Here is a 15144-nt window from a genome sequence, read left to right on the forward strand (position 1 = left end):
GCCTGGCAATTTTCCTACGTGTTGGCGTCGATGACCCTGGCCTGTCCGACAGGCGGGGGCTGGATTCGGCGCGCCTGCCTGGCGCTGGGGCTGTGCGCCCTGGCCGGTGCGGGCGCGGCGCAGACGCCGCCGCGCGAGATCGCTTTCTCCATTGCCGCTCAGCCCCTGGATCAGGCGCTGGCGCAGTACAGCCTGACCAGCGGCCTGACGGTGTTGGTGGACAGCGCCCTGACGGCGGGACGCGAGGCGCCCGCGGTGGTGGGCACGTATACGCCGGGAGACGCGCTGCGCCGGCTGTTGGCCGGCTCGCCGCTGGCGATCCGCTATGCCAGTCCGCATTCATTCACCGTGGTGGCGGCGCCGCGCGAAGCGCCTGCGCGGCCGGCCGGGCAGGCGCGGCTGCGCGACACCCCGTATGCCGCCGCCTTGCAGGGCGCGCTCAAGCGTGCGCTGTGCAAGGGGCAGGGCGCGGAACCGGGCCGTTATCGCGCGTTGGTCAAGCTGTGGTTCGACAAGGCCTGGCGCGTCAATCAGGTGGACTGGGTGGCCGACACCGGGTCGGCGCCGCTGAACCGGCGGCTGGAGGCGGCGCTGCGCGGGGTGACGGCCGGCCCGCTGCCTGCCGGCATGGTGCAGCCGGTGACGGTGCTGTTGCAGCCGGCCGGCGCGGCTGACTGCGGCGCCTTGCAGGGAGACGGCCGTGCGGGATGACAAGCCGTCCGGCTCGCTGCGCGCGCTGTTCCTGGAGCGCTACAACGATTTTCGCAGCCAGCTCAAGCGCCGCCTGGGGTCCGACGACCTGGCGCACGATGCCATGCAGGAAGCCTTTCTGAAGGTCAACGACATGCCGCCGGGCGGATCGATCCAGCAGCCGGCGGCATACCTGTTCCGGGTGGCGTTGAACATTGCCGAAGACCAGCGGCGGCGCGATGCGCGGCTGCTGACGGGGGTGGAGATCGCCGAGTTGATCGGCGGCACCGACGAGGCCGAGGACCCGGCGCGCATCGCGCAGGGCCGCAGCCAGGTCGACGCCTTTCGCCGCGCGTTGCGGCAACTGCCCGAACGCACGCAGCAGATGCTGATGGCGGCGCGGGTGCATGAGCTGCCGCATGCCGAGATCGCCAGGCGTTACGGCGTGTCCGAGCGCATCGTGTCCAAGGAACTCAAGCGTGCGCTGGAACACTGCGGCAAGGCGCTGGAGGCAGAGGCCGAACCGGTGCGGCAAGCGCCGGGCATGCCAACGCCGGCCGCGCAAAGGCCGGCCACGAAAAAGGAAGGACCTCCATGGGAAGCACCGCCATGGCGCTGATGATGCTGCCGGGCCGGCACAAGCGCGGCCCAGCGCCTGCGGACGCCGCGCGGCAGTGGCTGCTGACGTTGACCTCGGGCCGCGCCACGCAGGACGATGCCGAGGCGTTTCGCGCCTGGCTGGCTGCGGACCCGCGGCACGAGGCGGCGTTTGCCGAACAGAAGCGGCTGTGGCAGGGGCTGGGGCCGGCGGTGCAGGAGGAAGTCGCCGCGGCTGCCGCGCGCCGGCCGCGCCTGGCGGGCCGCCGGGCGTTCCTGGGCGGGGCGCTGGCGGCGTCGGCCGCCTATCTGGCGTGGCGTCCGCCGCTGGGGCTGTGGCCGGGACTGGATGAACTGGGGGCGGACTACCGCACGGCCACGGGCGAACAGCGCCGGGTGGCGCTGGGCGACGCGCTGGAACTGGAAATGAACACGCAGACGCGGATCAACGTGCGGTCCGGCCCGCGCGACGGCGCGGTGATCGAACTGGCGGCGGGCGAGGCAGAGATCCGGGTGGAACGGCCGGCGTCGGTGCAATCGTCGTCCGTCGCACCGGCCAGCGCGGCAGCCCCCGCGCAGGTGGTGGCCGGCGCCGGCCGCGTTACCGCGCGCCAGGCCGTCTTCAACCTGCGCTACCTGGATGGCGCGGCCCGCCTGTGCTGCCTGTCCGGCACGGTGCAACTGGCGCACGCCCAAGGCCATTTCGACCTGGCCGCGGGCCAGGAATTGCGCTACGACGACGCGCGGGTGCTGCCGCCGGCCAAGGTCGATACCGAGGCCGTGACGGCCTGGCGGCGCGGCTGGCTGGTGTTCGACCGGGTGCCGCTGGCCGACGTGGTGGACGAGATCAACCGCTACCGCCGCGGCCGCCTGGTGCTGCTGAACAAGCAATTGGCCCAGCGGCGGGTGCAGGCGCGTTTTTCGCTGGCCCAGGTGGCGGACGCGGAACAGTTGATCCGCGACGCCTATGGCGCCGAGGTGACCCGGCTGCCGGGCGGGGTGGTGCTGCTGTCGTGATTCCATGAATTATTTATGACAGGGTTCCGGTCGGCATTTTTCCATCCGTCTGTCTTGTTCTAGGTGGCGAACACTCGCGATTGGAATAAGGAAGGACGATCATGCAGGCACGGATGGCGCAACGGGACGGCAAGGCAATCATGGCGCGCGCGGCAAGGCGTGGCCGTCCGCAATGGCGTCCGACGCCGCTGGCGCAGGCCGTTGCCGCGCTGCTGATCGCGGGGGGCTGGAGCGGCGCGGCCCAGGCCCAGGCGCGAGCCTTCAGCCCGGGCTGGTTCGCCGACAAGAACGCGGTGCAGTCCACGGCGCAGCGCACCGGCCGCATGCCGGACGGCAGCCTGGCGGGCATCGGCAACGGCGCGCGCCAGCAGGCCGAATCGCGCCAGCAGCTGCAGCGGTCGCTGGACAACCTGAACCGCACGGCGGCCGCCGTGGCCGCGCAGCAGGCGGCGCAGGCGGCGGCCCGTGCCGCAGCCGCCGCCAACGGCGCCAGCGTGCCCGATGGCCTGGTCGAAGGCGGCCTGTGGGAAGCCCGGGGCGCGCTGGCCAAGTGGGAAGGCGCCAGGGCCGCCAAGGCCAGCACGGAAGGCGGCCGGCAGGTCGTCACCATCGAACAGACGCAGTCTCGCGCCATCCTGAACTGGGACACCTTCAACGTCGGGCGCAATACCACGGTGCAGTTCAAGCAGGGCGCGGACGATGCGGTGCTGAACCGGGTGGTCGGCGCCAGCGCCAAGCCCAGCCAGATCCAGGGCGCCATCAAGGCCGACGGCACGGTGCTGGTGGTGAACCAGAACGGCGTGATCTTCACCGGCACCAGCCAGGTCAACGCGCGCAACCTGGTGGCCGCCGCCGCCATGATCACCGACGCGCAATTCAAAACGAAAGGCCTGTACGCCGACAACGGCGCGCAGCCGACCTTCACGGACGCGCTGGGCGGCATCGAGGTGCAGGCCGGCGCGCGCTTGCAGACCGCGGCGCCCGGCACGTCCACCACGGGCGGCGGCTATGTGCTGCTCTTGGGCAAGACGGCGGCCAACGCCGGCACGATCGACACGCCGTCCGGACAGGCGCTGCTGGCCGCGGGCGACAGCTTCGTGATCAAACGCGGGCAGGGTACGTCGGGCAATCTGGTGTCCACGACCCGCGGCAACGAAGTGACGCCGGCCGGTACGCCCGGCCGCGTCGAGAACACGGGCCTGATCCAGGCGGCGCTGGGCGACGTGACGCTGACCGGCGGCGATGTCGCGCAGCGCGGCGTGCTGCTGTCGAGTACGTCGGTGGATGCGCGCGGCACGCTGCACCTGACCGCGACGGGCGGGCAGGGCCGCGTGACGGTGGCCGAGCACAGCACCACGGCCATCCTGCTGGACCGCAGCGGCGCCCAGGCGCTGGACAGCCAGCGTGACGGCCTGCGCGTGCCGCCCGCGGCGCAGGGCGATGCGCCGCTGCTGGCGGCGGGCGCCGACCGGCGCGAACTGTCGCGGGTGGAAATCAGCAGTTCGGGTACGGTGGACTTCGCGGCCGGCTCGATCACGCTGGCCACGGGCGGGCAGATCGCGGTGCAGGCGGCCCAGCGCAGCCTGCTGCGCGAAGGCGCGGTGCTGGACGTGGCGGGCGCGGTGGGCGTGCCCGTCGCGATGGAAAACAACAACCTCAAGATCAACGTCCAGGGCAACGAGCAACGCGACGCGCCGGTCAACCGGGAAAGCGGCAAGCTCAACAGCAAGGACGTCTGGGTGGACGTGCGTGACCTGGTCCTGGTGCCAGCCGGCACCAACGGCTACGCCACGGACCGCTGGTACACGGCCGGCGGCCTGCTGGAAGTGAGCGGGTACCTGGGCACGCAGTCGCATGGCGTCAACGAGTGGATGGCGCAGGGCGGCAATGTCGAATTCACGGGCGGCGACGTGGTGACGCGCGCCGGCTCGCAGATCAACCTGTCGGGTGGCACGCTGGATGTGCAGGATGGCATGATCCGCCAAAGCTGGCTGCGCGGCGTGGACGGCCGGCTGTACGAGGTGACGCGCGCGCCCGGCGACCTGGCCTACACCGGGCTGTACCAGGGCTACGAGGCCAGCAGCCAGCGCTGGGGCCAGACGCGCTATTTCTACAACCCGCTGATCGCGCCGCAAGAACGCTTCGAGGCCGGCTACACCGTGGGCCGCGATGCGGGCCGCCTCGTGATCGGCACGCGCAGCGCCGTGCTGGAAGGCGAGCTGATCGGCACGACGTTCCAGGGCGATCGCCAGAACGCCGCCGCGCAGGCCGGCCTGGATGGCTACCAGCAATCGCAGCGCGCCGTGGCGCGCGGCGCGCAACTGGTGGTGGGCACGTACACGCCTTACTACGACAAGCGCACCGGCGCGCTGCAATACGCGTTGGGGCGTGGCGACGGCACGGTAAGCCAGGTGGTGCTGTCCGATCGCGCCGACGCGGTCGCGGCCGGGCTGGATCTGGCGACGGCGTTGCCCGATGACCGCGCAGGCAAGCTGCTGCTGGATACGACCCGGCTCAATAACGCGGGGTTGGGCGCCATCAAGATCGCCGCGGGCGATATCGCGGTACGGTCGGACCTGGCCGTCGCGCCGGGGGGCGACATCACGCTGTTCGCGAACAACGTGACGGTGGACGCCGCGCTGACGGCCAACGCCGGCAGCATCCGGCTGGGCAATGTGCTGAACCAGGTATCGCCCTCCGGCATGAACGACACGGCGTCGGGGGTCGCGAATGCGGACGACCGGGTGACGCTGAGCGCGCGCGCCCGGCTGGATACGTCGGGCCTGTGGACCAACCAGGCGTTGGCGCCGGGCCAGACGGGCGCGCTGCCCTACCTGAACGGCGGCACGGTGTCGCTGCGCAGCAACCGCGACATCGATCTGCAGGCCGGCAGCGTGATCGACGTGGGCTCGGGCGCCGCGCTGCGCGCCAAGGGCAAGCTGACCGGCGGCAAGGGCGGCAGTGTGACGGTGGAAGCGGTGCCCGGCGGTGCGGCGGGCGGCGGGCGTGTGGTGCTGGATGCCGCGCTGCGCGGCTATGGGGTGGATGGCGGGGGCACGCTGGCGGTGACGGCGGGCAAGGTGGTGCTGGGCGACCGTCCGGCCGATGCCGGCGATGACGTGCTGGCGCTGGCGGCGCCGTTCTTCCAGCAGGGTTTTTCGCGCTACGAGATCACCGGCAGTGGCGGCGCGTCTGTCGCCGACAATGCGCGCATCGACGTGACGATGCCGGTCTACCGGCCGGTGGCCGAGGCGGCCGGCTTGGCCACCGGTACGCCGACCGGCGCCGCCCTGGAAACCGGGCTGCCGCCCGTCTACCTGCACAACCCCGTGGCGGGCACGGTGACGCGGCGGCGCGGCGCCAGCCTGTCGCTGCAGAGCGGACGGTCCGTGGCGCTGCCCGGGGCGGACGTCGATGCGGCGCTGACGATTGGCCAAGGCGCGCAGGTCGCGGTCGATCCGGGCCAGGCCATCCAGTTGCGCGGCGCGGGCCAGATCACGGTGCTGGGCGCGTTGACGGCGGCCGGCGGCAAGATCGATATCCGCCAACTGCGCCTGGGCGACATCGACGTGGCCGAATCCATCGAGACGGCCGCGGGCCAGGTGCACAACCGGTCGATCTGGATCGGCGAGCAGGCGGTACTGAACGTGGCCGGCCGCGCCGAGACTGGCGTGGACACGCAGGGCCGGCGCTATGGCGTGGCCGATGCGGGCGGCGTGATCGTGATCGGCGGCGAGCTCAATCACGACCGCGCCACGGCCACCTCGTCCGACGCCTATGTGGTGATACGCCCGGGCGCCGTGCTGGATGCGTCGGGGGCGAGCGCGGTGGTGGACGTGAACGGCGTGGGGCCGGTGCCGCTGGACCGCAGCGGCGGCCGCATCGCGCTCAGTTCCTACAATGGCCTGTTCCTGGACGGCACCTTCATCGCGCGGGCCGGCGGCGCCACCGCGGCAGGCGGCGCGCTGGACATTGCGCTGGAAACGCCGCTGTACCGTTCGCAGGGCGACAATCCGTCCGACCCGGCCGTGCAGGTGCCGCGCGAAATGGTGCTGGCGGCCGGCGGCGGCAAATCGTTGGCCACGGACCTGAAGCCGGGCGAAGGTGCCGACGCGTTGCGCTATGGCCAGACCCGCCTGGATGTCTCCCGCTTGCTGGCCGGGGGCGGCTTTGACCAATTGGGGCTGCTGGCCAACGGCCTGATGTCGTTTGACGGCGCCGTGGACATCGCGGTGGCGCAAAGCCTGCGCCTGTATGCGGGCGCCTTCTCGCTGGCGCCGGACGCGGCGGCCACGACCCGCGTCAACCTGGCGGCGTCGCAGGTGCGGCTCTCGGGGCCCGGCAAGTACTACTCGACCAACGGCGTGATCCGGCCGCGCGTGCTGTTCGGCGATGCGCCGTCGGTGGCGGCGGGCGCGTTCACCGTGCACGCCACCGACCTGCTGGAAGTGGGCAACAGCCTGTCTTTCGGCACCCAGGGCACCATCAACCGCCCCGTGGGCGGCCTGCTGGCGGTGACGCGCACGGGCTTTGACCGTGTCACGCTGGCCAGCGGCGGCGACCTGCGCTTCCTGGCGCGCAACGACGACGAGCCGCGCACGCGGCTCTGGACCCGCGGCGACCTGGACCTGGTCGCCGCGCAGCTGTATCCGGTGACGGGCGCCGAGGCCGAGGTATTGGCGGGCTACACACGCAACCCGATCTCGAATGCCAATGTGTTCGACCCCACCCGCACGCTGCGGGTGGGGCGCGCCGGCGGCGCCGATGCGCCGCTGCCGGCGGTGCCGTATTCGGCGTTCGGTTCGCTGCGGCTGGCGGCGGCCACGGTGGAGCAGGGCGGCGTCGTGCGCGCGCCGCTGGGCGCGATCGTGCTGGGCGACGTCAGCGAAACCGTGGGGACGCGGCACCTGGCGCTGTTGCCGGGCAGCGTCACGTCGGTCAGCGGCGCCGGGTTGCTGATGCCCTATGGCGGCACTACCGATGGCGTGGCCTATAAATTCAAGGGCGCGGACGTTGCGCTGGTGGGCGCGGGCGGCGCCATCGGGGTGGGCAGCGGGGCGTCGCTGCAAACGGGCATCACGCTGGCCTTCCGTGACGTGGACATGCTGGCGGGGTCGGTGCTGGACCTGTCGGGCGGCGGCGAACTGACCGGCGCCGGCTTCGTGTCAGGCCGCGGCGGTTCGACCGATGCGCGCTATGCGCCGCTGGTGCGCAACAACCCGCAGGGCGGCTTCACCCTGCCGGGGTTGGCGGCCAACCCCGTCTACGCCATCGTGCCCGGCGCGCAGTCGGACTACGCGCCGGTGGGCGGCGAAGCCGGGGCCTCCCAGGCGGCGCCGGGGCAGCGCATCACGATCGGCGCCGGTGTACCGGGCCTGCCGGCCGGCACCTATACGTTGATGCCGTCCACCTACGCCTTGCTGCCCGGCGCGTTCCGGGTCGAACTCAATACCGGCGCGGCCGCGGGCGCCGCCATGACGCCGGCGCAGATGCGCAACCAGTCGTGGGCGGCCAGCGGACGGTTGTCCATCGCGGGCACGCAGGTGGCCGACGGCCTGGCGACCTCGGTGATCCTGACCCCCGCCAACGTGCTGCGCACTTATTCGCAATACAACGAGACCAGCTACGCCAATTTCGTGCGCGCCGATGCGGCCACGCGTGGCGTGCCGCGCGCGATGCTGCCGGCCGATGCCCGCACCTTGCGCCTGGCGATCCACCGCGGCTCGGAAGACGGGCAGGCGTTGCGCGTCGAAGGCCTGGCTGACTTCAAGCCGGCGGCCGGCGGCTTTGGCGGCGCGGCGGCCGTGGGCGGCAGTTTCGCCATGGAAATCCTGGCCGCGGGCCAGGCGCCCACGGCGGGCTACGATGGCGCCTCTGTCCACGCGGATGCCCTGGCCGCGCTGGGCGCCAGCCGCCTGGTGATCGGCGCATTGCCGGTGGTGCAGTACGGCCAGGGTGGGCGCTTCTACACCTTCCAGGGCAATGCCACGCAGGTGTTGGTCCGCGCCGGCGCGCAGTTGGCGGCGCCGGAAGTGCTGGTCTCGGCGCAGACGATCGAGCTTGAAGCGGGCGCGGGCATCTCGACGCTGGGCCGCGGCGCGCCGTCTGCGGACTCGACCAACGGCTATGCCTTCGAACCCGGCAGCGCCGGGCTGCTGGCCGTTTCCAATGGCCGCCTTGACGTGCTGGCCCCCCAGGCGACGGGGGCGGGCTCGATCCGCATCGGCACCTGCGCAGCGCAAGCCTGCCAGGGCGTGACACAGCTGTATTCCGAAGGCACCATCGCCGCCGCCACCAACGGCACCTTCGACCTGGGCGAGCAGGTGCTGTACGGCACCCGCAATCTGACGCTGGCGGTCGGCGCCGTCAACGCGGGTACGGCCGACGCGCTGGCACAGGCCGCCGCGCTCGGCGTGCTGCCCAGTGGGCTGACGCTGAACCAGGCGATCCTGGGGCGGCTGCTGCGCGGCGACACCCGCACGGGCGCCCCGGCGCTTGAAAAGCTGACGCTGACGGCACGCGAGTCGATGAATTTCTACGGCACGGTGGCCTTGGACACGCGTGACCCGGTCACCGGCAAATACAGCCTGGCCACCTTGGCGCTGGGCACGCCGGCCCTCTACGGCTATGGCGAGGCGGGCGACGAGGCCAGCATCCGCACGCAGAACCTGGTCTGGAACGGCGCCACGCAAGCGCCCGGCGCGGTGGCGGCGGGCGGCGCGGGCACGGGGCGCGGCGCGTTGCGCATCGACGCCGACCGCATCGAATTCGGCTACGGCCAGGGCACCCAGCCCAGCGGCCAGGACGACAACGCGCGGCTGGTGCTGGGCTTTGGCGGCGTGACGCTGAACGCCAGCGACCGCATCACCGCCAACCATCGCGGCAGCCTGGCGGTGTACGCGTCGCAGGGCGCCTACGTCAGCGGCAGCGGCTATACGTACAGCGGCGGCAACCTGACGCTGAACACGCCGCTCTTGACCGGCGCGGCCGGTTCGGTGAACCGCATCACGGCGGGCGGCGACGTGCGGCTGCTGGCCGCCGCTGGCGCGCAGCCGCCCACGGTGCAGGACCTGGGCGCCGAGCTGAGCCTGTCAGGCGCATCGGTACGGGTGGACGGCACGATCGTGCTGCCCAGCGGCAAGCTGACGCTGCAAGGACGCGACGGCGTGTTGCTGACCGGCGCGTCGCAACTGGACCTGAGCGGCCGCGCCATCGCCTTCAATGACGTGCTGCGCTACAGCTGGGGCGGCGACCTGATCCTGGAAAGCAGCCAGGGCGGCATCCGCCAGGACGCTGGCGCGCTGATCGACCTGTCGGCCGTGGAGAACAACGCCGGCAGCCTGCGCGCCGTGGCGCTGGCGGCGGCCGATGGCCAGGTGAGCCTCTTGGGCCGCATCGTGGGCTCGGCCTCGGGCCGTTACGACGCGGGCGGCACCGCGGTGCCGTATCGCGCCGGCAGCGTGGACGTGCGCGCCCAGCGCCTGGGCGACCCGGCTGCGCTGAACACCGATTTCGATGCGTTGAACCAGCGCCTGAACGACGGCGGCGTATTCGGCGCGCGCGGCTTCCAGATCAAGCAGGGCAGCCTGACGGTGGGCGACACGCTGCGCGCCAACGACATCAATCTGTCCCTCGACGGCGGCAGCCTGACGGTGGCGGGCCGGGTGGACGCCAGCGGCGAACGTGTGGGCCGCATCCGCCTGGCGGCGCGCGACGGCCTGACGCTGGCGGCCGGCTCGGTGCTGGACGCCCATGGCTCGGTGCTGCGGGTGGACGGCTACGGCAAGATCATCGACGCACCCAACCGCGCGGTGGTGGAACTGAATTCCGGCCACGGCGTGCTGACGCTGGCCGGCGGCGCGCGCATCGACTTGCGCCATGGCACCGCCGCCACGCCCGGCACGGCGGCCGGGCAGCACGACGGCGCTTCACGCGGCACGCTGGAATTGCTGGCGCCGCGCATCGACGCGGCGGGCAATGCCGGCATGAACGGCGGCGGGGCGCCCGGCAGCGCCGCCACGCATGGCGACATCGCCATCGACGCGCGCGGCCCGATTGCGATTGATGGCGCCCGGTCCATCACGCTGACCGCCATGCAGCGCTACGACGATGCCGACGTGGGCAACCCCGCCGACCGCATCGGCGGGCGCACCTACCAGATCATCAACCAGGCCTACCTGGACGCCAAGCACGGCGACAGCCTCGGCTTCATGAGCGGGGCGCTGGCCAACGCGGCCCTGATGGACGGCAAGCTGGCGGGCCTGAACAACGCCGCCTATCGCGACGCGTTCCGTCTGCGCCCCGGCGTGGAAATCCTCAGCAAGACGGCGGACGGCGACCTGGTGGTGCAGGGCGACCTGGACCTGTCGGGCTATCGCTACGCCAGCGTCAACCCGCGCACGCCGTACACGTCGGTGTACGGCTCGGGTGAAGCCGGTGCGCTGACGCTGCGGGCCAAGGGCAACCTGGATGTCTATGGCAGCATCAACGACGGCTTCGCGCCGCCGGCCGCCACGCCGGACGACGAGCATGGCTGGATCCTCACGCCCGGCGCGCAGCCGTTCGGCGGCGACGTGGTACTGCCGCGCGGCGGCGTCCAGCTTGCCGACGGCACCGAGTTCCCCGGCGGCAGAACGCTGAACTATCCCTTGCCGCTGAAGGCCGTGAAGCTGGCGGCCGGCACCCGGTTGCCGGTCGAAGCGGCGCTGGATCAGTCGCTGCCGCTGGCCGCCGGCACGGTGTTGTCCGGCGACGTGCGCGATGCCGCCGGCCAGTTGCTGTACGCGGCCGGCTCGGTGCTCAAGCAGGCGGTGGACCTGCCGGCGGGCACGCGCCTGGGCGCGGGCACGCTGCTGACGGATGGCACGTCGCTGCGCGCCTTCACCTGGCCGGCCAACGTGGCGCTGCCCAATCTCTACACCACGCAGGGTTACGAGGCCAACGTGCTGCTGATGGAAGGCACCATCACGCTGCAGCAGGGCGCGCTGATTCCGTCGCAGGCCAAGCTGGTGTTCCCGGCCGGCACCGACTACGTGGAACTGCGTCCCGGCACGGCGGCGGACCAGCGGCGCAACTGGGCCGTGGCCCAGATGCTGCCGGCGGGCAGTCAGTCGTGGTCCGTGCAGTTGGTGGCCGGCGCCGATCTGGATGCAGCCGATCCGCGGCGGGTGCTGACCGGCCCGGGCGCCGGCAAGCTGACGCTGGCCGACACCCACTACAACGCCAGCCTGGTGCAGGGCGGCGGCTGGGTCTGGGGCCCGGATGCCGATCAGTCGGGCTTTGAACCCGGCGCCCCGGTGCCGGACGACATGGCCTGGCTGTGCGACATCGTCGAAGGCTTGTGCGAACGCGGCGATTCCAGCGCGGTATCGGTCACACCGCACACGCAGAATTTCAGCGTGCTGCGCACCGGCACGGGCGACCTGGACCTGGCCGCGGGCGGCGATATCAACCTGATGTCGGCCTATGGCGTGTATACCGCAGGCACCCAGTCACCCAATGTGGCGCCGGCCTACCAGTTGCCGCGCGGCCGCTTCGGCTCTACGGTGCTGGGCGACGATTATGCAAGCACCTACGAACCCTTCGTCACGGCCGGTTCAGGCTATCAGGCCTGGTATCCGCAAGCGGGCGGCAACCTCGGCCTGTACGCGGGCGGCTCGCTGCGGGGCGATGTCTGGGGCAAGACCGTGATTCCCACCTACGACGGCCGTGGCATCGAGCCCAGCGTCGGCGTCGGCAACTGGCTGTGGCGCCAGGGCACCGGCAGCGCCAATGGCGGCGACACGCCGACCGCCTGGTGGATCAACTTCGGCAGCTACACCCGTGCCCCCGTGGACTTCAAGGACACCACGCCGCTGTTGGTGGGCTTTACGGGCTTCGGCGCGCTGGGCGGCGGCAACGTCAGCGTGCGCACCGATGGCGACGCCGGCAACATCGAGGCGCGGGGCTCGCTGGCCAACCCGCGCAGCCAGGGGCTGGTCGTGGCGGTAGGCAGCACCGGGCGGATCGGCGCGGACGGCACCATGACGCTGACGGGCGGCGGCGATATCGACGTGCGCATCGGCGGCGCGCTGAATCCGACGCAAAGCGCGCGCGGCCAGGTGTCGTCCACCAGCGGCCCCAAGCCTTACTATGGCAGCCCCGCCATCGACCTGCAGGGCGCGCTGATCAACCTGCGCGGCAATGTGCAGTTCGCGGGCGGCGCGATCGGCGGGCTGGACCTGCAATATGGCAATAACGCCGGCCTGCAGGACGCCAAGGAAAGCCGCGGCTACGACCCCTATGAGTCGACGCAGGCCAGTGCCACGGGCGGCCTGGCGCTGATTCCGGGCGATGCCGTGATGCGTCTGGATACGCGCGGCGATCTGGTGGTGGGCGGCGCGGGCGATCCGGGCCGGGTGGCGTTGCAGAACAGCACGCCGTTCCGGCTGCGCGACGGCACGCCCGTCACAGGGGGCGGCTACAGCTGGTTCTCGATGTGGACGGCGAACACCGCCATTGAATTGTCGAGCGCGGGCGGCAACCTGACGCCCAGCCGGCAGACTTCGCACAGTGCACAGGGCCTGTCTTTGCAGGTCGGGCGCAACACGTCCGCGTCGGATGCGCGCTACCTGTATCCGTCGATCCTGCGCGCCACGGCATATGACGGCAGCATCTATGCGGGCGTGTCGGCCGGTTACCTCAATGCCGAAGACACTGGCCTGGCGTATTCGCTGACCCTGGCGCCGGGCGCGCGCGGCCAGCTTGAACTGCTGGCGGGCAATTCGATCTACGCGGGCGGCTACGCCATCAACCGTTCGGGGGCGGACCCGGCCAGTGTGGCCAATGTGCTGGCGCCGGCCTTCGCCGGCTACACCTCGCAGGGCACCAGCACGGCCGCGCTCAACAACCAGGGCGCCAACGGCATCGCCGGCGCCCGCAACTCGCACTTCCCGCTGTTCTATTTCGATGCGCCCACGGCCAGCGCCGCGGCATCCGATCAAGTCACGCGTCTATACGCCCGCGACGGCGACATCGTGGGGCTGCGCAGTGGCGAGGCGATCACGCTCATCGCAGGTCCCAACCTGGGGCAGGTCTGGTACGAAGCCGCGGGCCCGGTCTGGATGATGGCCGGCCGCGACATCGTGGCCTCGGGCACCGACACCGGTGCGCAGCAGTTGGTGCCGTCGACCAACGGTTATCTCTTCGCGCTCGGCGTCACCAACTCGGCGACCTCGTCCGGCAACCTGTTCGTGCAGGGCGATGCGCGCGACGTGTCGCGGGTGTCGGCAGGCCGCGACATTCTCTACAGTTCGTTCCAGGTGGCCGGCCCCGGCACGCTGGAAGTCTCGGCCGGCCGCCACGTGCTGATGGCCGACCGCGCATCGATCACCAGCCTGGGGCCGGTGCTGCCGGGCGATCGCCGCCCGGGCGCCTCGATCGCCGTGCTGGCGGGCGTGGGCGCGGCCGGCCCGGACTACGCGGGCTTCCTGGCGCGCTACCTGGATCCGTCGCGCCAGGCCGACGCCAGCCGTCCGCTGGCGGACCAGGGCCTGGCGTTCAAGACCTACGAGGCCGAGCTGCTGCTGTGGCTGACGCAGCGCTACGGCTTTGCCGGCAATGGCGACGACGCGCGCGCCTACTTCAGCGCGCTGCCGGCCGAACAGCAGCGCATCTTCGCGCGGCAGGTGTATTTCGCCGAGCTGCGGGCCGGCGGACGCGAATACAACGACAAGGCCAGCCCGCGCCAGGGCAGCTACCTGCGCGGCCGCCAGGCCATCGCGGCGCTGTTCCCCGAGACCGTGCCGGGCGCCTGGCAGGGCGACCTGACGCTGTACGGCGCGGCCGGCATCCGCAGCAGCTTCGGCGGCGACATCCAGTTGCTCACGCCGGGTGGCCAGCAGGTGTTCGGCGTGGAAGGCGCGGCGCCGCCCGCCAGCGCCGGCATCATCACGCAGGGCCAGGGCGACATCCAGCTGTATGCGCAGGGCAGCATCCTGCTGGGCCAGAGCCGGGTCATGACGACCTTTGGCGGCGGCATCACCGCGTGGTCCGCGCAAGGCGACATCAACGCCGGGCGAGGTTCGAAGACGACGGTGCTGTACACGCCGCCCAAGCGGGTCTACGACGCGGTCGGCAACGTCACGCTGTCGCCCAGCGCGCCGGCCACCGGCGCGGGCATCGCCACGCTGGCGCCGTTGCCGGAGGTGCCGGCGGGCGACGTGGACCTGTACGCGCCGCTGGGCACCATCGACGCGGGCGAGGCCGGTATCCGCGTGTCGGGCAACGTCAACATCGCCGCCTTGCAGGTGGTGAACGCCGCCAACATCCAGGCCCAGGGCGAAAGTCGCGGGGTGCCGGTGACGGCGTCGGTGAACACCGGCGCGATGTCGTCGGCCAGCGCGGCGGCGACCTCGGCGGTGGGCGCCGCGCAGGAATCGGCCCAGCGCGCCCAGAACCAGGCGCGCCAGAACCAGCCTTCGGTGATCAATGTGCAGATCCTGGGGTATGGCGAGGAACCGGTGGCCGGCGCCGCCGTTTCGCCGCCCGGCCCAGCGGCGGCTGCCCCGCGCTACGACGCCGCCAGCGCGGTGCAGGTGCTGGGCGCGGGCACGCTGGACGACAGCGAGATGCGCGCGTTGACCGCGCAGGAAAGAAGCAAGCTGGCGATGTAGGAAAGGGGGCGCCGGGCCGGTGGCCGCTGTCCGGCGCCTTTGACAGCCGTGCACGAAAGGCGGCCGGCGTGTCACGCCAGCGTCACAGGAACGACAGGCAAAAAGTGAATCAGGGCCCGCCAAACGCCGGGCCCTGATTCTTTTCTGCGCACCTTTTCCCGGGGCCCGCGCTGTTTCATGAAATTTT

General features: G+C 71.7%; 4 protein-coding genes. All 4 read left to right on the forward strand.

Annotated features, from left to right (window positions below):
• Nucleotides 1-30 precede the first annotated feature (30 nt).
• The 4 genes from AC6LJ2_RS09245 to AC6LJ2_RS09260 all read left to right on the forward strand — a co-directional run bounded on the left by AC6LJ2_RS09245 (nt 31) and on the right by AC6LJ2_RS09260 (nt 14957).
• Nucleotides 31-711 carry an STN domain-containing protein gene (locus tag AC6LJ2_RS09245; RefSeq protein WP_445656992.1) on the forward strand — a complete coding sequence of 227 codons (681 nt, stop codon included), beginning with the start codon at nt 31-33 and terminating at the stop codon, nt 709-711.
• A complete protein-coding gene (locus AC6LJ2_RS09250) occupies nt 701-1309 on the forward strand; it encodes an RNA polymerase sigma factor (protein ID WP_263913651.1) in 609 nt (202 codons plus the stop codon). Before AC6LJ2_RS09245 ends, AC6LJ2_RS09250 begins: the two co-directional genes overlap by 11 nt.
• Nucleotides 1285-2304 (forward strand): FecR family protein, encoded by a 1020-nt coding sequence (locus tag AC6LJ2_RS09255; protein WP_445656991.1) that lies wholly within the window; start codon nt 1285-1287, stop codon nt 2302-2304. The genes AC6LJ2_RS09250 and AC6LJ2_RS09255 overlap by 25 nt, the downstream gene beginning before the upstream one ends.
• Nucleotides 2305-2405: 101 nt before the next feature.
• Nucleotides 2406-14957, forward strand: coding sequence for a filamentous hemagglutinin family protein (locus tag AC6LJ2_RS09260; RefSeq protein ID WP_498151229.1), 12552 nt, complete (start codon nt 2406-2408; stop codon nt 14955-14957).
• The last annotated feature ends 187 nt before the right edge of the window (nt 14958-15144 follow it).

This window comes from Achromobacter sp. 1014246743 (assembly GCF_059760725.1).

Excerpts from the sequence above, each read along its gene's own strand:
- AC6LJ2_RS09255 (WP_445656991.1), top strand. The coding sequence starts at position 1,285 with ATGGGAAGCACCGCCATGGCGCTGATGATGCTGCCGGGCCGGCACAAG.
- AC6LJ2_RS09260 (WP_498151229.1), top strand. The coding sequence starts at position 2,406 with ATGCAGGCACGGATGGCGCAACGGGACGGCAAGGCAATCATGGCGCGC.
- AC6LJ2_RS09245 (WP_445656992.1), top strand. The coding sequence starts at position 31 with ATGACCCTGGCCTGTCCGACAGGCGGGGGCTGGATTCGGCGCGCCTGC.